Source organism: Curtobacterium sp. VKM Ac-2887 (genome assembly GCF_015350935.1).
Taxonomy (GTDB): domain Bacteria; phylum Actinomycetota; class Actinomycetes; order Actinomycetales; family Microbacteriaceae; genus Curtobacterium.
Window position 1 is genome coordinate 179705 of record NZ_JADKSB010000008.1, and the last position, 19822, is coordinate 199526.

The 19822-nt window shown below is 71.2% G+C and carries 20 protein-coding genes and 1 tRNA gene; 17 read left to right on the forward strand and 4 right to left on the reverse strand.

From position 1 onward, the window contains the following. The first annotated feature begins 85 nt into the window (after positions 1-85). From mtrA to secA, 6 genes are all read left to right on the forward strand, one after another. Positions 86-760 carry an MtrAB system response regulator MtrA gene (gene mtrA, locus ITJ69_RS11380; RefSeq protein ID WP_123292246.1) on the forward strand — a complete coding sequence of 225 codons (675 nt, stop codon included), beginning with the start codon at positions 86-88 and terminating at the stop codon, positions 758-760. Between the two features lie 5 nt (positions 761-765). Beyond that, entirely contained in the window at positions 766-2487 is a 1722-nt protein-coding gene (gene mtrB / locus ITJ69_RS11385) for an MtrAB system histidine kinase MtrB (protein WP_243648968.1), read from the forward strand. Continuing rightward, a complete protein-coding gene (locus ITJ69_RS11390; RefSeq protein WP_123292247.1) occupies positions 2487-4181 on the forward strand; it encodes a GerMN domain-containing protein in 1695 nt (564 codons plus the stop codon). The genes mtrB and ITJ69_RS11390 overlap by 1 nt, the downstream gene beginning before the upstream one ends. A 100-nt stretch (positions 4182-4281) precedes the next feature. Next, positions 4282-5010 (forward strand): ComF family protein, encoded by a 729-nt coding sequence (locus tag ITJ69_RS11395; protein WP_194672805.1) that lies wholly within the window; start codon positions 4282-4284, stop codon positions 5008-5010. A gap of 160 nt (positions 5011-5170) precedes the next feature. After that, positions 5171-5872, forward strand: a complete 702-nt coding sequence (gene hpf, locus ITJ69_RS11400; protein WP_123292249.1) for a ribosome hibernation-promoting factor, HPF/YfiA family — start codon at positions 5171-5173, stop codon at positions 5870-5872. Between the two features lie 171 nt (positions 5873-6043). Then, positions 6044-8824: a preprotein translocase subunit SecA gene (secA, locus tag ITJ69_RS11405; RefSeq protein ID WP_123938737.1), complete on the forward strand. Its 2781-nt coding sequence runs from the start codon at positions 6044-6046 to the stop codon at positions 8822-8824. Between the two features lie 143 nt (positions 8825-8967). Here the strand turns inward: secA and ITJ69_RS11410 are convergent, their stop codons facing one another. Continuing rightward, positions 8968-9408 carry an Rv3235 family protein gene (locus ITJ69_RS11410; protein ID WP_194672806.1) on the reverse strand — a complete coding sequence of 147 codons (441 nt, stop codon included), beginning with the start codon at positions 9406-9408 and terminating at the stop codon, positions 8968-8970. A 118-nt stretch (positions 9409-9526) separates the two neighbouring features. On the opposite strand from ITJ69_RS11410, the gene ITJ69_RS11415 reads away from it, so the two are divergent. After that, on the forward strand, positions 9527-11026 hold the full coding sequence (locus tag ITJ69_RS11415; RefSeq protein WP_111085963.1) for a sensor histidine kinase: 1500 nt from the start codon (positions 9527-9529) through the stop codon (positions 11024-11026). Positions 11027-11445: 419 nt separating this feature from the next. Here the strand turns inward: ITJ69_RS11415 and ITJ69_RS11420 are convergent, their stop codons facing one another. Beyond that, entirely contained in the window at positions 11446-11694 is a 249-nt protein-coding gene (locus ITJ69_RS11420; RefSeq protein ID WP_017888820.1) for a WhiB family transcriptional regulator, read from the reverse strand. Between the two features lie 260 nt (positions 11695-11954). Here ITJ69_RS11420 and ITJ69_RS11425 point away from each other — a divergent pair, with 260 nt between their 5' ends. Beyond that, entirely contained in the window at positions 11955-12377 is a 423-nt protein-coding gene (locus ITJ69_RS11425) for a hypothetical protein (protein WP_131881465.1), read from the forward strand. Between the two features lie 74 nt (positions 12378-12451). On the opposite strand, the gene bcp is transcribed toward ITJ69_RS11425, so the two are convergent. After that, a complete protein-coding gene (gene bcp / locus ITJ69_RS11430) occupies positions 12452-12922 on the reverse strand; it encodes a thioredoxin-dependent thiol peroxidase (RefSeq protein ID WP_159573932.1) in 471 nt (156 codons plus the stop codon). Positions 12923-13015: 93 nt separating this feature from the next. Between bcp and ITJ69_RS11435 the strand changes: the two genes are divergently transcribed. Then, positions 13016-13091 (forward strand) — tRNA-Lys (locus ITJ69_RS11435). A 103-nt stretch (positions 13092-13194) separates the two neighbouring features. Here the strand turns inward: ITJ69_RS11435 and ITJ69_RS11440 are convergent. Beyond that, positions 13195-13845, reverse strand: a complete 651-nt coding sequence (locus ITJ69_RS11440) for a YigZ family protein (protein WP_228505426.1) — start codon at positions 13843-13845, stop codon at positions 13195-13197. 76 nt (positions 13846-13921) lie between these two features. Between ITJ69_RS11440 and ITJ69_RS11445 the strand changes: the two genes are divergently transcribed. The 8 genes from ITJ69_RS11445 (at position 13922) to ITJ69_RS11480 (ending at position 19815) form a co-directional block, all read left to right on the forward strand. Then, positions 13922-14362, forward strand: coding sequence for a hypothetical protein (locus ITJ69_RS11445; RefSeq protein ID WP_194672807.1), 441 nt, complete (start codon positions 13922-13924; stop codon positions 14360-14362). Next, the gene (locus tag ITJ69_RS11450; RefSeq protein WP_111085958.1) at positions 14359-14820 is read left to right on the forward strand and encodes an ImmA/IrrE family metallo-endopeptidase; all 462 of its coding nucleotides are present in this window, start codon (positions 14359-14361) and stop codon (positions 14818-14820) included. Before ITJ69_RS11445 ends, ITJ69_RS11450 begins: the two co-directional genes overlap by 4 nt. Beyond that, positions 14817-15743: a hypothetical protein gene (locus ITJ69_RS11455; RefSeq protein ID WP_194672808.1), complete on the forward strand. Its 927-nt coding sequence runs from the start codon at positions 14817-14819 to the stop codon at positions 15741-15743. The genes ITJ69_RS11450 and ITJ69_RS11455 overlap by 4 nt, the downstream gene beginning before the upstream one ends. Positions 15744-15883: 140 nt before the next feature. Further along, entirely contained in the window at positions 15884-16096 is a 213-nt protein-coding gene (locus ITJ69_RS11460) for an SCO4848 family membrane protein (RefSeq protein ID WP_111085956.1), read from the forward strand. A 61-nt stretch (positions 16097-16157) separates the two neighbouring features. Beyond that, positions 16158-16835 carry a response regulator transcription factor gene (locus ITJ69_RS11465; RefSeq protein WP_173169423.1) on the forward strand — a complete coding sequence of 226 codons (678 nt, stop codon included), beginning with the start codon at positions 16158-16160 and terminating at the stop codon, positions 16833-16835. 34 nt (positions 16836-16869) lie between these two features. After that, entirely contained in the window at positions 16870-18186 is a 1317-nt protein-coding gene (locus tag ITJ69_RS11470) for a sensor histidine kinase (RefSeq protein WP_194672809.1), read from the forward strand. A gap of 48 nt (positions 18187-18234) precedes the next feature. Beyond that, positions 18235-18879, forward strand: a complete 645-nt coding sequence (locus ITJ69_RS11475) for a PepSY domain-containing protein (RefSeq protein WP_194672810.1) — start codon at positions 18235-18237, stop codon at positions 18877-18879. Positions 18880-18975: 96 nt separating this feature from the next. After that, positions 18976-19815: a VOC family protein gene (locus tag ITJ69_RS11480; RefSeq protein ID WP_194672811.1), complete on the forward strand. Its 840-nt coding sequence runs from the start codon at positions 18976-18978 to the stop codon at positions 19813-19815. Positions 19816-19822: the final 7 nt, after the last annotated feature.

Here is a 19822-nt window from a genome sequence, read left to right on the forward strand (position 1 = left end):
AACGCCGCGTGACGGGGCCTCGGCTATCGTGTGGGGACACGTGCCGACCCGGCACCACCCGCACGCCACACGGAGTCCACATCACATGACACCGCGCATCCTCGTCGTCGACGACGACCAGGCCCTCGCCGAGATGATCGGCATCGTCCTCCGCTCGGAGGGCTACGAACCCGAGTTCAGCGCCGACGGCAACGACGCCGTCGACGCGTTCCACAGCACGAAGCCGGACCTCGTCCTGCTCGACGTGATGCTCCCGGGCATCGACGGCATCGAGGTCTGCAAGCGCATCCGTGCCGAGAGCGGTACGCCGATCATCATGCTCACCGCCAAGAGCGACACCGCCGACGTCGTCCTCGGCCTCGAGAACGGTGCCGACGACTACGTCGTCAAGCCGTTCAACCCGAAGGAGCTCGTCGCCCGCATCCGCACGCGGCTGCGGCCGAGCGCCACCGACGCCACGGTGCTGCACGTCGGTGACGTGACGGTCGACGTCGCCGGGCACGAGGTGCGCCGCGGTGACACCGTCATCGCGCTGACCCCGCTCGAGTTCGACCTGCTCCGCGCGCTCGCCGAGAAGCCGAACCAGGTCTTCACCCGCGAGATGCTGCTCGAGCAGGTCTGGGGCTACCACTACAAGGCCGACACCCGCCTGGTGAACGTGCACGTCCAGCGCCTGCGCGCGAAGATCGAGCACGACCCGGACAACCCGAAGACCGTCACCACGGTCCGCGGCGTCGGGTACCGGGCCGGAGGAGCCTGACCACCGTGCCGCCCGCCCCGCCCGCCGGTACCGCTCCCGGCACGGCAGCCGGTGCCACCCCCGGCACGGCCACCGTGTCGATCGGGGTGGTCGGCCGTGGCCGACGACGGATGCGCCGCTGGGTCCGCCGTGGCTGGCGGCCCGTCGCGTACGTGTGGCGTCGGTCCCTGATGTTCCGCTCGGTCGCCATCACCGTGATGACGACCGGACTGGCGGTCGGGATCATCGGCACCGCCGTCATGGTGAGCATCTCGACGAACGTCTACTCGCAGCGCCGCGACCAGATCGAGTCCGAGTCGGCCCGCGCGACCATCGTCGCGCAGGGGATCTTCGACGCCGCCACCGCGGCCGAGGACAACAACCAGTCCGAGCTCGAGACGCTGCAGAACGAGGCGCAGCAGGCGATCCTGTCGAACACGACGAGCCCCGGCGGCACGAGCATCGCGATCGAGCGGAGCCCGGACCAGTCCACCCCGCAGACGCTGCAGACCATCGCGAGCCAGGACTTCCCGGACGCCGTCATCACGGACGCCCTGCGCAAGGAGGTCGGCGCGAACACCGGCAAGCTCAGCCTGCAGCCGGTGCAGCTCGACGACGACGGCCGCCGCGTGCCCGGGTTGGCCGTCGGCTCCACGCTGCAGATCCCGAGTGCCGGCCAGTACGAGCTGTACCTGGTCTACGACCTGTCCGATGCCCAGCAGACCCTGGACTTCGTGTCGCAGACGCTCTCGATCGGCGGCGTCGCGCTCATGGTGCTCATCGCCCTGGTGACCTCGCTCGTCGTCCGGCTGGTCGTGGTCCCGATCCGCGAGGCGGCGGAGACGAGCCGCAAGATCGCCGCCGGACGCCTCGACGAACGCATCCCGGTGCGCGGCCAGGACGACCTGGCGACCCTCGCGCGGAGCTTCAACGGCATGGCCGAGGCCGTCAGCCGGCAGATCACCCAGCTCGCCGAGCTCTCCCGCGTGCAGCAGCGCTTCGTGTCGGACGTGTCCCACGAGCTGCGCACGCCGCTCACCACCATCCGGCTCGCCGGTGACATGCTCTTCGACTCCCGGCACGCGTTCGAGCCCTCGGTCGGGCGCTCGGCCGAGCTGCTGCACGCCCAGGTGGAGCGGTTCGAGCTGCTGCTCGCCGACCTGCTCGAGATCTCCCGCTACGACGCGCAGGCCGTGCAGCTCGACACCGAGCCGTCGGTGCCGGCGGCGCTCGCCGCGGACATCGTCGAGGAGTTCCGCCCCCTGGCCGAACGCGCCGGCATCGACCTGCAGCTCGCCACCCCCGGCGGCCACACCACGATGCGACTCGACGCCAAGCGCGTCCGCCGCATCCTGCGCAACCTGGTCGGCAACGCGATCGAGCACGGTGACGCCAAGCCCGTCCAGGTCGTCGTCGACAGCGACGCCCGCACGGTCGCCATCGCGGTGCGCGACCAGGGCGTCGGTATGCCGCCGGAGGACGCAGCACGGGTGTTCGACCGGTTCTGGCGCGCCGACCCGAGCCGCAAGCGCACCATCGGCGGCACCGGCCTGGGTCTCGCGATCAGCCTGGGCGACGCGAAGCTGCACGGCGGTCGGATCGACGTGTGGTCGCGCCCCGGTCAGGGGTCGACCTTCGTGCTGACCCTGCCCCGCAACGAACAGGTCACCGCCGCGACGTCGGCGATCCCGCTGCCCGAGCTCGACGAGTCGTACGACGGCCCCCGTGCCGTGCGAGAGGAGTCCTGATGCGCCCCCGTCTCCGTCCCCGCTTCCGGCACGTCGTCGCCGCGGCACTGGCGGCCGTCAGTGTGCTGGCGCTCACCGCCTGCGCCGCGATCCCCGTCGACGGCGCCGTCCGCACCGGGCAGACGATCAAGGACGAGTCGCTCTCCGGTGTCGACTTCCGGCCGGACAAGCCGATCACCGGCTCCGACCAGACGGCGATCCTGCGCGGGTTCATCGCGGCGGCCACCGGTGCGCAGGACAACTACGCCATCGCCCGGCAGTTCCTCGCCTCGGACTTCTCGCAGCAGTGGAACCCGCGGCAGGGCGTCACGATCCGCGACGGCAGCGGCACCGTCGAGCGCGCCGACGACCGCGAGCTGACGTACACGCTCACCGCGAGCGCGACGGTGGACTCCGAGGGGGAGTACACCCAGGCGGTCCGCCCGACCTCGTCCACCCTGACGTTCCAGTTCACCCGCGAGGACGGCGAGTGGCGCATCGCCTACGCCCCGGACGGCATCATCCTGTCCCCGGTGAGCTTCGACTCCGTCTTCCAGCAGCACGCCCTGTACTTCTACGACCCGACGTTCCGGTTCCTCGTGCCCGACGAGCGCTGGTTCCTCGCCCGCTCGTCCACCAGCACCCGCATCGCCAGCGCCCTGATGGCCGGTCCCGCCGACTGGCTGAAGGGCGCCGTGGTCTCGTCGTTCCCCGAGGGCACCCAGCTCTCCCTGAACGCGGTCACCATCGACAGCGGCACGGCACTCGTCGACCTGTCCAGCGACGCCCTGCGGGCCAGCACCGTCGACCGCGTCCGGATGCGCGAGCAGCTGAGCAAGTCGCTCGCCTCGGTCGCCACCATCTCGTCGGTGTCGATGACCATCGAGGGCGCGAGCCTGTCCGTCCCGGACTCGAGCGGGGCGAACGCGCAGCAGAACCCGGACGTCGACCCCCGCCCCCTCGTCGACGAGGACGGTGTGGTCGGCTACGCGGCCACGGGCACCGGCAAGGTCTCGAAGCTCGGCGGCGGCGTCGGCGACACCGTGGCCGGCCTCGACCCGACCTCGATCTCGCTGTCCGCCTCCGGCACCACGGCCGCCGTCGGCAACCGCGACGGTGCCGTCGTCGTCCGCGGCGACGACCACCTGCGCGTCGACGCCCGCGAGGACCTCGTCGCCCCCGCGATCGACGACCTCGGGTTCGTGTGGGTCGGCCAGTCGTCGGACACCCGCCGGATCACCGCCTACGGCCTCGGCGGCGACCCGCACCAGGTCGCGACGTCGTTGCCGCGCGGCGACCTCGTGTCGTTCCAGGTCTCCCGCGACTCGACCCGTGCACTCGCCCTGATCCAGACCGCCGACGGCCCCGGCCTGTACGTGATGGCGATCATCCGCGGGTCCGACCGGTCCCCGACGTCGTTCGGCGCGGCCGTCCGGGTGCAGGCGGCCACCGGCGACGCGGTCGGGGCGACGTGGGTGAACGACACCGACGTGGCCTCGGTCGGGCAGACCACGGCCGGGCCGAACGTCGTCCGGACCACCATCGGCGGGCAGTCGAGCACCCTGCCGAAGCCGGACGGGCGCGCGACCTCGATCAGCGGCGGGAGCGGTGGTGCGCTGCTGCTCCGGATGTCGAGCGGGTCGGTGCTGCAGTCCACCGGCGGCGGTTGGGACACGACCGGCGTGACCGCGGACGTGCTCGGCGTCCAGCGCTGACGTCGCGGTCACCCCTCCACACCCACCCCGGCCGGGAGGCCCGTCCACCGTCCGCACCGTCGGCTCACGCCCGCCCTCCGGTCGCCACCACACTCGTTGCATGCGCACCGAGGACCGGCCCACCGAGGACCGGTCCACGGCGGGCTCGCTCACCGAGGACCGGTCCACGGTGGACCCGCTCACGCCGTGGCGCGACGCGGTGCTCGCGGTGCTCGGCCTGTTCCTGCCGGTGGACTGCCTGGGCTGCGGACGCCCCGACCGTGCGCTCTGCCGGGCCTGCCGCGCCGCCCTGGCCGTACGCCCGCGTCGGGTCCGACTCGTCGCGGGCGTGCGGCTCGACGCCGCCTTCGAGTACGAGGGACTCGTCCGGACCCTGCTGCTCGAGCTGAAGCTCCGCGGTCGGGTGGACGTCGCACGACCGCTCGGCGCTCGCTTCGGCTCGCTCGTGCGTGCCGCGCTCGCCGAGGCACCCGTGGACACCGTCGTGCTGCGGGTCCCGCCGTCGCGGGCGGGGGCACGGCGTCGGGGGTTCGACCCCGTGGTGCTGCTGCTCGCCCGCGGCGGCGTCCGTGGCACCGGGCGGCTCCGACGGGTGCGGGTCCGGGGCGGACCGGCGAGCGGTGGGCCGGGCCAGAAGGAACGGACGGCGATCGAGCGGGTCGCCGCGACCGTCGGCACGCTGCGGGCGTGCGGGGTCGACGGGCGGGACGTCGTGCTGGTGGACGACGTCGTGACGACCGGCGTGACGATGGCCGAGGGGGTGCGGGCGGTCCGCGCCGCGGGCGGCCGGGTCGTCCGGTGCGTGGCCGTCGCGAGCGTCGAGGACTGACGGCTCGGTGAACACCGGGTGACCGCTGTGCGTCCGGTGGGTGTCCGGCAGACTCGCCGACGCACCGTGACGTGGGACCTGCGGCGGGTCTAGCCTCGCGGCAAGGCGTTCGGGTTCGCCGGATGGAGGCGACGCGCCGAAGCTCGATGGGAGCCGCGACATGGACGTGACGATCACAGGCCGGAACGTCGGGGTCACCGACCGATTCCGCACCTACGTCGAACAGAAGTCCGAGAAGATCGACGTGCTCGCTGACCGTGCGCTCGCCTTCGAGGTGCGCATCAGCCGCCACCACGAGAAGTCGGGCGGCAGCCAGGGCGAGGACCGCATCGAGCTGACGCTCATCGGTCCCGGGCCCCTCGTGCGGGCGGAGTCCGCGGCGTCCGACAAGTACGCCGCCTTCGACCTCGCCTTCGCCCGCATCATGGAACGGCTGCGTCGTGCTCGTGACCGGCGCAAGGTGCACCGTGGTCGTCACCGCCCGACCTCGGTGGCCGAGGCCGCAGGCAGTGGCTTCGACGGCATGGGGGTGGTCCCCGCTGACGGCCGCCTCATCGAGGACGTCGCCACCGGCGCGGTCACGGTCGTCGACGCCGACGCACCGGAGGACGAGGACGACGAGGTCTACAGCCCCGTGGTCATCCGGCACAAGGTCTTCGAGGCCGCCCCGATGACCGTCGACGACGCCCTGTACTTCATGGAGCTCGTCGGACACGACTTCTACCTGTTCGTGGACGCCGAGACCCACCGCCCGAGCGTCGTCTACCGACGCAAGGGCTGGGACTACGGCGTGATCGGCATCGACGACCAGACCGGTGCCGCGGCGTCGGTGGACGCCGAGCCGGCCGCCGCGCTCGCCTGACGCGATCGCTGCGGACACCTTCCGACCCGTGTGTGCGCGGTCCGTTCGCGGGCCGCGCACACCGCTGCCCCCACACCGACGCCCCTCACAGCGCACGGCACCGGGGGGTTGCTAGCATGACTGGTCGATCGGGCGCGCAGGTCGCGCACGACGACCCCGTAAGGAGCTCACGTGGCAAACGTGCTGGAGAAGGTCCTCCGCATCGGCGAAGGACGCACCGTCCGCCGGCTGAAGGCGTACGCCTCGGCGATCAACGACCTCGAGGACGACTTCTCGAGCCTCACCGACGAGGAACTCCAGGACGAGACGAAGGAGCTGCGCGAGCGGTACGCCAACGGCGAGACCCTCGACGACCTGCTCCCCGAGGCGTTCGCCGCCGTGCGGGAAGCAGCGAAGCGCACCCTCGGCATGCGGCACTTCGACGTGCAGCTCATGGGCGGGGCGGCCCTGCACCTCGGCAACATCGCCGAGATGAAGACCGGTGAGGGCAAGACCCTCGTCGCGACGACGGCGGCCTACCTCAACGCGATCCCGTCGCGTGGCGTGCACGTCATCACGGTCAACGACTACCTGGCGTCGTACCAGTCCGAGATCATGGGTCGCGTCTTCCGCGCCCTCGGCATGACGACCGGCTGCATCATCGCCAACCAGACGCCGGCCGAGCGCCGCGAGCAGTACGCCGCGGACATCACCTACGGCACGAACAACGAGTTCGGCTTCGACTACCTGCGCGACAACATGGCGTGGCAGGCCTCCGACATGGTGCAGCGCGGCCACTTCTTCGCCGTCGTCGACGAGGTCGACTCGATCCTCATCGACGAGGCCCGCACGCCGCTCATCATCTCCGGCCCGTCCTCGGGCGAGGCCAACCGGTGGTTCACGGAGTTCGCCTCGATCGCCAAGCGCCTGACCCCGGGCGAGGACTACGAGGTCGACGAGAAGAAGCGCACCGTCGGCGTGCTCGAGCCCGGCATCGAGAAGGTCGAGGACTACCTCGGCATCGACAACCTGTACGAGTCGGCGAACACCCCGCTCATCTCGTTCCTCAACAACTCCATCAAGGCCGTCGCCCTGTTCAAGCGCGACAAGGACTACGTCGTGATGAACGGCGAGGTGCTCATCGTCGACGAGCACACCGGCCGCATCCTGATGGGCCGTCGCTACAACGAGGGCATCCACCAGGCGATCGAGGCGAAGGAGAACGTCGAGGTCAAGGCGGAGAACCAGACCCTCGCCACGGTCACGCTGCAGAACTACTTCCGGCTGTACCAGAAGCTCTCCGGCATGACCGGTACCGCCGAGACCGAAGCGGCCGAGTTCATGTCGACCTACAAGCTCGGCGTGGTCCCGATCCCGACGAACAAGCCGATGCAGCGCATCGACCAGACCGACCTGGTCTACAAGAACGAGAAGTCCAAGTTCGAGCAGGTCGCCGAGGACATCGCCGAGCGCCACGAGCAGGGCCAGCCCGTCCTCGTCGGCACCACGAGCGTCGAGAAGTCCGAGTACCTGTCGAAGCTCCTCGCCAAGAAGGGCGTGAAGCACGAGGTCCTCAACGCGAAGAACCACGCGCGTGAAGCCGCGATCGTCGCCCAGGCCGGTCGCCTCGGCGCCGTCACCGTCGCGACGAACATGGCCGGCCGAGGCACCGACATCATGCTCGGCGGCAACTCCGAGTTCCTCGCGGTGCAGGAGATGCACGCCAAGGGCCTGTCGCCGACCGAGACCCCCGACGAGTACGAAGCCGAGTGGGACGAGGTCTTCGCCCGCGTCAAGGCCGAGGTCGAGGTCGAGGGTGACAAGGTCCGCGAGGCCGGTGGGCTCTACGTCCTCGGCACCGAGCGCCACGAGTCGCGCCGCATCGACAACCAGCTGCGCGGTCGTTCCGGTCGTCAGGGTGACCCGGGCGAGAGCCGCTTCTACCTGTCGCTCACCGACGACCTCATGCGCCTGTTCAACTCCGGTGCCGCCGAGAGCCTCATGGGCCGCTCGAACGTGCCGGACGACCTGGCGATCGAGAACAAGCTCGTCGGCCGTGCGATCCGTTCCGCCCAGGCACAGGTCGAGGGCCGGAACGCCGAGATCCGCAAGAACGTCCTGAAGTACGACGACGTCCTGAACCGGCAGCGCGAGGCGATCTACAGCGACCGCCGCCACATCCTCGAGGGTGACGACCTGCACGACCGCGCGCAGTCGTTCCTCAAGGCCGTCATCGACGACGTGATCGACACCCACACCGGTGAGGGCTCGCCGGACGACTGGGACCTCGACGCCATGTGGACCGAGCTCGGCACGCTCTACCCGATCTCGATCTCCATCGACGAGGTCATCACCGAGGCCGGCTCGAAGGGCAAGGCGTCGCGCGACTTCCTCGGTCGCGAGATCCTCTCCGACGCCAAGCTGGCGTACTCCACGCGTGAGGAGCTCCTCGGCGACGAGGCGATGCGCGAGCTCGAGCGTCGTGTCGTCCTGTCGGTGATCGACCGCCGCTGGCGCGACCACCTGTACGAGATGGACTACCTCAAGGACGGCATCGGCCTCCGCGCGATGGCGCAGCGTGACCCGCTCGTCGAGTACCAGCGCGAGGGCTACGCGCTGTTCCAGACGATGATGGGCCAGATCCGCGAAGAGTCGGTCGGCTACCTGTTCAACCTCGAGGTCCAGGTGCAGTCCGACGGCGAGAACGCCGTCATCGAGGCCAAGGGTCTCGGCGAGGACGAGGTCTCCGGCCTCGAGTACTCGGCACCGTCGATCGACGGCGAGGTCGAGGTGCGCGACGAGAAGGGCCGCCTCGAGCAGGCCGCCACGGCGCGTGCGCAGCAGGCCCAGGCCGAGGCCGAGGCAGCTGCCGAGCCCGAGCAGGGCTCCGCGTTCGGCAACGCAGCCACGGCCTCCGGCCAGGCTGCCGCGGCCGGCAACCGTGCCGAGCGCCGTCAGGCGTCGAAGAAGTAGTCCGCGTGCGCGTGAGCGCATCGTGAGCAGCAATGGTCGGGTCCCGCGTCGGGACCCGACCACTGCTGCTCACCAAGCGCACCGACCGGCGGACGGGAGGCCCGTGGCGACACCGCCACGGGCCTCCCGTCCTTGCCGCGCACCTACAGGACGCCGATCGCGGTCGCCCGCCACCTGCCGTCCCGCGTCTCCAACCGCATCGCCACGGCGCGTGCATGACTGCGCGTGTGCACGACGACGGTCGCCTCGGCGACGCCGTCGGCCGGTCGGCAGACGAGCACGCTGCCGACCCGCAGCACCGCTCGGCTCCGCGACCGTCGGCGCACCGAGCGCGCGTGCGCGGCCACGGCTGCACGTTGCTGCAGGTGTCGGTGCACGTCGTCGGTGATCCAGCGGGCGATGCTGTCGACCTCGCGGGCCCCGGTCAGGACTTCGGCGACGCACAGTCCCAGGGCGCGTGCGGTGTCCGCCGGGTCCGGTGGGTCGCTCGCCGGTTCCTGGACCGGTTGCGGTTCGACGATCGTGAGCGGCGGCGAGTGCGCCGTCGTCGTCGTGTGGTCGATCCGGCGTGCCTGCTCCGCCACCCCTGCCCCTTCCGTTGCTGGAGCGAGCGTATGGGGCGTGCAACATGAGAAATACAAAGCTGCTGGGCCTGTGGAGAGGACGACGTTGTCCACAAGTCGACGCACCTAGACTGGCTGGGTGTCGACCCTCAGTGACCTCGTCCTCGCGCAAGGCCGTTCCTCCGAAGCCGACGTGGAGTGGCTCCACCTGCTGGTAGGGGACTGGCAGCTCCTCGCCGACCTGTCCTTCGCCGACATGGTGCTGTGGGTGCCCACTGCCGAGGACGGATCGTTCGTCGCCGTGGCACACGCCCGACCGAGCTCCGCGGCCACGCTGTTCTACCGCGACATCGTCGGGCAGGAGATCCGCGAGGAGTGGCGCGGTCAGGTGACCGAGAGCTTCGCCGGCGCCCGCGTCGTCGACTCCGCCGAGCCCGACTGGTACGAGGACACCCCCACCCGGGTCCGTGCGATCCCGGTGCTGCGGCGCCTCAGCGCCAAGAGCGCAGAGACCACCGAGCGGCCGATCGCCGTCGTCACGCGGCACTCCAACCAGGACGAGATGCGGACGCCGAGCCGTCAGGAACTGAACTTCACCGCGAGTGCGAACGACCTGTTCGGCATGATCGCGACGGGCGACTTCCCGGACCTCGGCGCACCGGCCGGTCCGCGCCGCGGCGCCCCGCGCGCCAGTGACGGTCTGCTGCGCCTCGACACCGCCGGCATCGTGACGTTCGCCAGCCCGAACGGCCTGAGCGCCTTCAACCGGATGGGCTTCGAGGGAGAGCTCGAACGGAAGTCCCTCGCCGAGGTCACCACCGAGCTCATCGGCGCGCAGCTCGACGTCGACGAGTCCCTGCCCCTCGTCGTCACCGGTCGCGCTCCGTGGCGGGCTGACATCGAGTCGAAGGGCGTGACGGTGTCGCTGCGGTCGATCCCGCTCCGCGACCACGGCGACCGCATCGGTGCGATCGTGCTCTGCCGCGACGTGTCGGAGCTCCGGCACCAGGAGCGCGAGCTCATCACCAAGGACGCGACGATCCGCGAGATCCACCACCGCGTCAAGAACAACCTGCAGACGGTGGCGTCGTTGCTGCGCATCCAGGCTCGTCGGACGCACTCCGACGAGGCACGGACCTCGCTGCAGAACGCCATGCGCCGCGTGGCAGCCATCGCGGTCGTGCACGACACGCTGTCGAGCGGCCTGAGCCAGACGGTCGACTTCGACGACGTCTTCGACTCGGTGCTCAAGCTCGTCACCGAGGTCGCCGCGTCGCACAACACGACCGTGCACCCGAAGAAGACCGGCGAGTTCGGGGTGCTGCCGTCCGAGGCTGCCACGCCGCTCGCACTCGGGCTCACCGAGCTCGTCACGAACGCCGTCGAGCACGGGCTGGACGGGCGCGACGGTGAGGTCGAGATCGTCGCCCGCCGGTTCGACGACCACCTGGAGATCGAGGTCCGTGACAACGGCGTGGGTCTGCCCGAGGGGAAGGTCGGGTCGGGTCTCGGCACCCAGATCGTCCGCACGCTCATCCAGGGTGAGCTCGGCGGAACGATCGACTGGCACACCCTGACCGGCAGCGGCACCGAGGTGACGATCACCATCCCGTTCCGCTGGCTGACCGCTCCCGCCTAGCCCCCGCGCCGCGCCGCGCCCGCGGGAGTTGCGCCGTCGGGTCCGCGCCCGCGCGTGAGGTTCCGAGATCTGCGAATCTCGCGTGCGATCGCGGTGTGTTGCGGAACCGCCGTGATCAGCGCACGGCGTGTTGTGGAACCCGGGCGGCTGTCGGACGGGAGGCCCGTGGGCGCGTCGCCACGGGCCTCCCGTCCGTCGTTCGGTCGCGTCTCGGGCCGCGCCGAGGTTCCGAGATCTGCGCATCTCGGCGTGCGATCGCGCGTGTTGTGGAACCTCGACGGTCAGCGCGCGGCATGTTGTGGAACCCCGAGGACCAGCGCACGGCGTGCCGCCCCGCCCCGCGCCCCGCGCGCACGACGACGCCCGCCGCCCCTGAAGGGACGACGGGCGTCGGTGTGTCCTGCGGGAACCGGCCCGGGTCAGGAAGCGCGGCGGGCGCGGGCGGCGCGACGCTTCAGCGCACGACGCTCGTCCTCGCTGAGGCCACCCCAGACACCGGAGTCCTGGTTGTTCTCGAGTGCGTACTGCAGGCACATCTCGGTGACCGTGCAGCGCGCACAGACCGACTTGGCCTTCTCGATCTGATCGACGGCGGGCCCGGTGTTCCCGACGGGGAAGAAGAGCTCGGGGTCCGCGGTGAGGCAAGCTGCCTTGTCACGCCAGTCCATGTGTGGTGCTCCTTGATGTCGATGCTCGAACGGCAGGCCGGGGCCGGGGTTCGGGGGATCGGAACGCTGATCATGCATGAGGCATGAGGGGACAACTGTGGGGAGGAGTCCGCTGGAAGCGAGTCTGACGCCCGCGTGACGCTCGGGGGAGGAGCGACGAACCACGGGAGACGCACACCACATCGTGCCGTCCAAACGACCTCGAATATCGTTCCATACTGGTAGGGGCAAATCAAGGGTTCCGATGCTGGAGGATCACTGTGCACGATGACGACCCGACCGCGGTCGACCGTCCTGAGCGACGCTCACGCGCGCTGATCGGCCTGCTGGTGGTGGTCGGCCTCGAGTTCGCGGCGCTCGTCGTGGTCACGGTCGTCCTGGTCGTCGAGCTGATCGTCGCGCCGGCGTCGAGCCTGGCGTCCGGGATCGCCCTGACGATCCTGTCGGCCGTCGCGGCGCTCTGGCTCGGTGCGCTCCTGAACGGCCTGTGGAAGCGTCGCGCCTGGGTGCGGTCGGGGATCATCGTCTGGCAGGTCCTGCAGGGTGCGATCGCGATCGGCGCGTTCCAGGGTGTCTTCCGCGAGCCGGCGGTCGGCTGGGTCCTGCTGATCCCCGCCCTGCTCGGCATCACGTTCGTGCTGTCGCGGTCGGTGACGGCCGCGCTCGCGCGTCCGGCCGAGTAGACGCGACCGAAAGACGGACGGGAGGCCCGTGGCGACGCCGCCACGGGCCTCCCGTCCGTCTTGTGGTCCGGTCCTCAGACCAGGCCGAGCTTCTTCCGCAGGCTCGCCACGTGTCCGGTCGCCTTGACGTTGTAGAGCGGCAGCTGGACGCTGCCGTCCTCGTCGACCACGATCGTGGAGCGGATCGTGCCGGTCACGATCTTGCCGTAGTTGTTCTTCTCGCCCCACGCGGCGTAGGTCTTGTGCACCGCCAGGTCGGGGTCGCTCAGCAGCGGGAACGTGAGCGCCTGCTCGTGCTGGAACGTCTTGAGCTTCGCCTGCTCGTCCTTCGAGACGCCGAGGACCTCGTAGCCGGCTGCCTGCAGCGACGACATGTTGTCGCGGAAGTCGCAGGCCTCGGTGGTGCACCCCGGGGTGGACGCGGCCGGGTAGAAGTACACGATGACCTTCTTGCCCCGCAGTGCGGCGAGCGAGTGTTCGACGCCGTCCTGGTCCGGCAGCGTGAAGTCGGGGGCGGTGTCGCCGGCGGCGAGACGGTCGGTCATGGTGCTCCTGTTCGCTTGGTGCCCACGAGTGGTCGTGAGCGCGCAGAACCCATGCTATTGTTGATTCCCGTTGCGGCACGGAAGCCGGAACATGCACCTCTAGCTCAATTGGCAGAGCAACTGACTCTTAATCAGTGGGTTCTCGGTTCAAGTCCGAGGGGGTGCACCACAACCACGAAGGCCCCGACTCATCGAGTCGGGGCCTTCGTGCGTTCCGGGGGTGCGAACGCGTTCCGAGCGGGACACGCCCGAGGTGCTTTCGGCGGTCGGATTCAGTCGGCGGCGACGTCGACGATCCGTTCCGGGCCGACGACGAGGTCGACGGCGCCGGCGGAGGCCGCTGCGAGGTCGGCGGTCAGGGTCTCGAGCGCGTCGGCGGGCACCCAGACCTCGAACGTCGCCGCACGCCCGTAGACCGTCGCACCGAGGGTCGCGTGGTGGTGCCGGACCCAGTCGCGCAGGACGTTGTCGAGCCGGCCGGCCTCGGCGTGCGGGGCGTCGAAGTGCACCTGCGTGAGCGCCTCGCGCCGGACGAGCGCGGCGGTGTCGAGGGCCTCCGAGACCGAGGTCGAGTAGGCGCGGACGAGTCCGCCGGCGCCGAGCTTCACGCCGCCGAAGTAGCGCGTCACGACGGCGACCACGTCGGTGAGGGCGCGGCGGCGGAGCACCTCGAGCATCGGCACGCCAGCCGTACCCGACGGTTCTCCGTCGTCCGACGACCGGGCCTGGTCGCCGAGGGTGCCGGTGACCATCGCGGTGCAGTTGTGCCGGGCGTCCCAGTGGCGGCGTTTCACCTCGGCGATGACCCGCTCGGCGTCCGCGACGTCCGACACGGGGGCGACCGTGGTGATGAACCGCGACTTCGTGATGACGATCTCGTGCTCGACCGGGTCGGCGATCGTCGCGGGGAAGCTGCGGGCCATGCCCACGAGGCTAACGGCGTGCACCGTGTCCGCCGCGCTACGATGTCGTGCACGCACGGCTGGGGAGGAGTCCGACATGGAGACCGGTGATCCGAGGGGCGGGGTCCTGGAAGCCGCCGAACTCGCACGGCGCATCAACCTGCTGCTCGACTTCGAGGAGTCCCAGCGTGGCGCCCCGGTGCCGTTCGCCTCGATCGAGGAGTACGTCGCCGCCCACGGCGGTTCGCTCTCGCGAGCGAAGTGGACCTACATGCTCTCCGGTGACGGCCGACGCAACCGCGACACCGAGCTCCTGCGACTGCTCGCCGGGTTCTTCGAGGTCGACGAGCGCTTCCTGCTCGAGGACAGCGACGTCCCCGAGCGCATCGGCGCCCAGCTCGCCCTCGTCCGCTCCCTGCGCTCCGCCCGCGTGAGCGGGTTCGCTGCACGCACCTTCCCCGGCGAGCTCTCACCCGAGGCGCTGCGGCGCATCGCCGAGGTGCTCGAGGAGGAATCACAGCGCGGGAGCGTGGCGTGACCGACCCGCTGCTCGAGTCCTTCTGGGCACGCGGCGCGGTCGAGGGGTGGTCCGACGTCGACCAGGCCGTCGCCGCCGCAGCCGTCGTCGTGGACAAGCCCATCGTCGTCCGCGAAGAGGCGTTCCTGGCGACGGAACCCGTGTGCGGCTTCGTCGCGACGCTCGAGCACGCCCACCTGATCATGATCTCGCCGACCGCGTCGCCGACCTTCCGGGCGTTCGTCATCGGCCACGAGCTCGGCCACGTCCTGCACCGGCACCAGGAGCACGCCCCCCAGTCGGCCTACATCCGCGACGTCATCCCGGACCTGCCCGAGTACAAGGTCGAGCGGGCGCTGGCGCGGGGGATGTTCTCGAACGCGTACGAGCACGAGGCCGAGGTATTCGCCGACGCACTCGCGACGCTCATCCGGCGACACCGCGGCCGCCCGAGCGCCTTCCGCGGGGTCTTCGGGTGATCGTCGCCGTCGTCCAGGCGGTGCTGCTCATCGCCGGGACGATCGCGCTCTTCGTCCTGCAACGCAGACAGGACCGCACCCTGGCGGTGACCTTCCTGCTGTTCGCCGGCACCATCGTCACGAACGTCGACCCGCTGTACCGGTGGCTCGACCCACTGCTCGGCGGCTCGAACGTGGTGACCGTGGTCAGCGACTGCCTGATGGTCGCCGGCACGAGCACGCTGCTCTGGGGCGTGGCGAAGGCGGTCGGCGCGGCGCGGCCGTGGCTCCGGAACGCGATCGTGGTGTCGTGCGCCGCGGTGGTGGTCGTGGTGGTCGTCGCCTTCTCGGTGCTGGACAAGCCCGCCACCACGACGACGTTCATGCTCGACGCCGGGTCGCACCCGGCCGCGACCGTCTACTCGATCGCGCAGACGGTGTACCTCGGGGTGGCGCTCGGCGCGACGGGCCTCATCTGCGTCCTCCGCCTGCGCGAGGCCCGGACGACGACGGACCTGGTCGGGCTGTGGGTCCTGGTGCTCGGCGGCGTGCTGGGGGTCGTCCGGATGGTCGTCGTCGTGGTCATGGACCTGGCGCACGTCACGGGGGACCTCGACCGGATGCGCTCCCTCGCGCTGCCGTACGACGTCACGACGCCCGGCGCCGTGATCTGCGTCTCGACGGGGATGCTGCTGCTCGTCGTCGGACACCGGGTCTCGCGACGCCGACACACCCGGCGGGTCGACGCGGCGCTGCGGCGTCTCGCGCCGCTGCACGAGCGGATCGGTGCCGACAACGCCTACCCGTCGACCGAGGACCCCGCGACGCGGTTGAGCCGCGCGATCGTCGAGGTCAACGACGGGCTCCGGCGGACGCGTACGCCGTTGACCGATGCCGAGCGAGCCGTCCTCGCCGAGGCCGAGTCGGCGCTCGACTCCGCGTAGCCCGAAGGGGTGACTCGACGGTCTCCCGACGCCCGTGTAGGGTTTGTAGCAAGTGCTACAGATCCTGTGGCTCGTCGGTGGGACTCGGCCGCGTTGGGGGCGGCCGAGCACCACCGACACTCGTTGTCTAGACTCGGACGGTGCTCGTCTTCGCCGCAGTCGTCCTGTTCATCGGTGCCGTCTTCAACGTCGTCACCTGGCCGCGCTTCTTCCAGCGCGTCGCGAAGGACACCCGCGCGCGTGACGCCGCGGGCAAGCCGACGACGTTCTACACGGTGCACCTCGTGCTGCTGCTCATCGCGCTCGCCATCGCCGTGGCCGCGGTCGTCGCCGGGATCCTGCTGCTGGTCTGAGCTATTCGCCGTCGGGCGTCGCTTCAGCGCTGCTTCAGGACGGCACGGCAGGATCGTCGCCATGCGTGTCCTGGTGGTCGACGACGAGGTGCGGCTCGCCGACGGTGTCCGTCGCGGCCTCGAGGCCGAGGGGTGGGCGGTCGACGTCGCCCACGACGGCGTCGACGGCCTGTGGCACGCCCGCGAGTTCCGCTACGACGCGATCGTCCTCGACCTGATGATGCCGGGGATGAGCGGATGGGCGGTCTGCGCCCAGCTCCGGGCCGACCAGGACTGGACGCCGGTGCTCATGCTCACCGCCAAGGACGGCGAGTGGGACCAGGTCGAGGCCCTCGACGCCGGCGCCGACGACTACGTCACGAAGCCCTTCTCGCACCCGGTCCTCGTCGCCCGGCTGCGCGCGCTCGTCCGCCGCGGTGCTCGGGAACGCCCGGCGGTGCTGACCCTCGGCGACCTGGTCGTCGACCCGGCCGCACGGACGGTGACGCGTGCCGGGACCCCGGTCGACCTGACGAGCCGGGAGTTCGCGGTGCTCGAGTACCTCGCGCGGCGCTCCGGGCAGGTGTGCTCGAAGCGCGAGGTGATCGAGAACGTCTGGGACGTCGACTTCGAGGGCGACCCGAACATCGTCGAGGTGTACGTCGGGCACCTCCGGCGCAAGCTCGACCGGCCGTTCGGACGGACGTCACTCGAGACCGTCCGCGGTGCGGGCTACCGACTGGCGGCCGACGGTGGCTGACCGGGGGACGGGGCGCACGCGCCGCTTCCGGTCGGTGCGCGCGCGGACCACGCTCGGCGCCGGCGTGGTCGTGCTCGCCGCCCTGGTCGTCGGTGCCGTGGGGTTCGTCGTGGTGCTCCGCCTGGTGCTGTTCGACGGGGTACGGACGTCCGCCGAGGCCGGGCTCGAACAGGTGTCGTCACGGGTCGAGTCCGACGGTGCCGGTGCGGTGACCGACTACGAGGACGTCCTGGTGCAGGTGGTCGGTGCCGGCGGCTCGGTCCTCGCACACGGTGAGGACGCCGACGCTCCGGCCCTGTCGACCGCCGACGAGTCCCGGTGGTCGCACGACGGCGAACGCTGGCTGCTCGTCGCCGACGACGTCGACCTGCCCGGTGGGGGTGAGGCGACCCTGGTGTACGGCGTCTCCCTCGAGCAGACCGACACCGCCATCCGGACCGCCGTGGTGCTCCTCGCCGTCGGGGTGCCGGTGCTCGTCCTCGTGCTCGGGATCGTGACCTGGTCCGTGACCGGGCGGTCGTTGCGGCCGGTGGAACGGATGCGCACCGAGGTCGAGACGATCCGTGCCGCGCAGCCCGATGCCCGCGTGGTCGTGCCGGACACCGGCGACGAGATCGCCCGGCTCGCGACCACCATGAACGCGATGCTCGACCGGCTCGACCGATCCGCGGCGGGGCAGCGGCAGTTCGTGTCCGACGCCTCGCACGAGCTGCGGTCGCCGATCGCGTCCCTCCGCCAGCACGCCGAGGTCGCCGTCGCGTACCCGGACCGGACGGACGTGGCCGAGTTCTCCGACGTCGTGCGGTCCGAGGCCGTGCGCCTGCAGGACCTCGTCACCGGGCTGCTCGAGCTGTCACGGCTCGACGAGGGTGGCACGGGTGTCCGTCGTCCCGTGGACCTCGACGACCTCGCACTCGACGCCGTCGCCCGGGCCCGGGCCCGGGTGCCGGGTGGGGTGAGCGGCGACCGCGTGATCCGGGTCGACGGCTCCGGGATCTCCGCCGCACGCGTGCTCGGCGACGAACGGCTGCTCACCGGCGTGGTCCGGAACCTCGTCGACAACGCCGTCCGGCACGCGACGTCGCGCGTCGCAGTGGCCCTGGTCGAGCAGGACGGCGCCGCGGTGCTGACCGTGGACGACGACGGCTCCGGGATCCCGGCGGCCGAGCGCGACCGGGTGTTCGAGCGGTTCGTCCGGCTCGACGAGGCCCGCAGCCGCGACGCCGGTGGTGCCGGCCTCGGTCTGGCGATCGTGCGGGATGCCGTCCGGGCACACGGCGGCGAGGCGACGGTGGCGGACTCGCCGCTCGGCGGGGCGCGGTTCGTCGTGCGCATCGCACTCGGCGGCTGAACAGGCGGCTTCAGGTCTGCTTCAGCACCCCGCCGACATGCTCGTCCCATGACCTTCCGCACCCAGCTCCAGAAGCCCTCCGCCCGCCGTGTCGCCGCCCTCGCCGCCCTGCCCGTCGTGGCCGCGCTCGCCCTCACCGGCTGCTCCACCGACGGGTCGTCCGGCTCGGCGGCGTCGTCCTCGAACGGATCGGCCGCGACGGGCGCCACCACCGGCACGTCGGGTGGCGCGTCCGCGACCGCCGCCTCGGCCACGTCGAACGACGCCCTGCTCGCCGCCGTCGCGACCGCACGCGGGAGCGTCGGCTCCGGCACCGTCATCTCGGTCGAGCAGGAGCAGCGTGGCAGCGCGTACGAGGTCCTCGTCGTGACGAAGGACGGCGCCGAGCACGAGGTGCACACCGACGCCGCCGGCACCGGGGTGACCGGTACCCCGCATACCGAGACCGCGGACACCGACGACCGTGCCGAGCACGACCGGTTCGTCGCAGCGGCCGACCTCGACGTCACCAGGGCCGTCAGCGCCTTCGAGGACCTGCACGCCGGTGCGATCACCGAGCTCGGCCTCGACGACCACCTCGGCAAGGTGGTCTGGGAGGGTGACGTCGTCGACGGGTCCGGCACCAAGCACAGCGTCCGGATCGACGCCGGTTCGGGCGACGTCGTCACCGACCAGGTCGACACCGACGACTGATCCGACGAACGACCCGGCGACCGACCCGGCCGACGTCGGCGGTCAGCGGTAGACCTGTGGCATCCGACCTGGGCGTCGGCGACCTCGGGAGACACCATGACGGACCAGACCCCTCGCACCTACCCGCAGGGCGTGCCGAGCTGGATCGACGGACGACACCCGGACCCCGACGCCGCGCAGGCGTTCTACGGCGGTCTGTTCGGCTGGGACTTCGAGGAGCGCCTGCCGCCCGGGGCCCCCGGCTCGTACCGGATCGTGAGCATCGACGGACGAGAGGTCGGTGCGATCGCCTCGGGTGACGAGCCGGCGTCGTGGACGACGTACATCGCCGTGGACGACGCCGACGCGGTGGCCGCTCGAGTCGTCGAGCTCGGTGGCACCGCCGCTCCGGCGGAGGACGCCGGGCCGGGTGGCGCCGCGGGCCGCAGCGTCGACTGCGTCGATCCGCGCGGTGCGGCGTTCGGACTCTGGCAGGCGCGCGAGCGGCTCGGGTCCCAGCACATCAACGCCCCCGGTGGTTGGGTCTTCAGCGACCTCCGCTCGACCGAGCCGGAGCAGGCGATCTCGTTCTACGAGCAGCTGTTCGGCTGGCGGGTCTCCGGCATCGAGGAGGGCCCGAGCGCCATGGTCCGGCTGCCCGGCTACGGGGACCACCTCGCGGCCACCTCCGACCCCGACATCCGCGAACGGCAGGTCGGCGCACCGGAGGGCTTCGCGGACGTCATCGGCGCCCTCGCCCGACTCGACGACGGGCCGGACGACTGGCACGTGTCGTTCAGCGTGGCGGACCGTGATGCCGCCGCCGCACGGGCCGAGGAGCTCGGCGGCGCCGTGCTCGGTACCTGGCAGGGGCCGTGGACGCGTGCGGCCGAACTGCGGGACCCGCAGGGCGCCACGTTCCGCGTCACGCAGTTCGCCCCGGACGGCACTGCCTGAGCGGTCT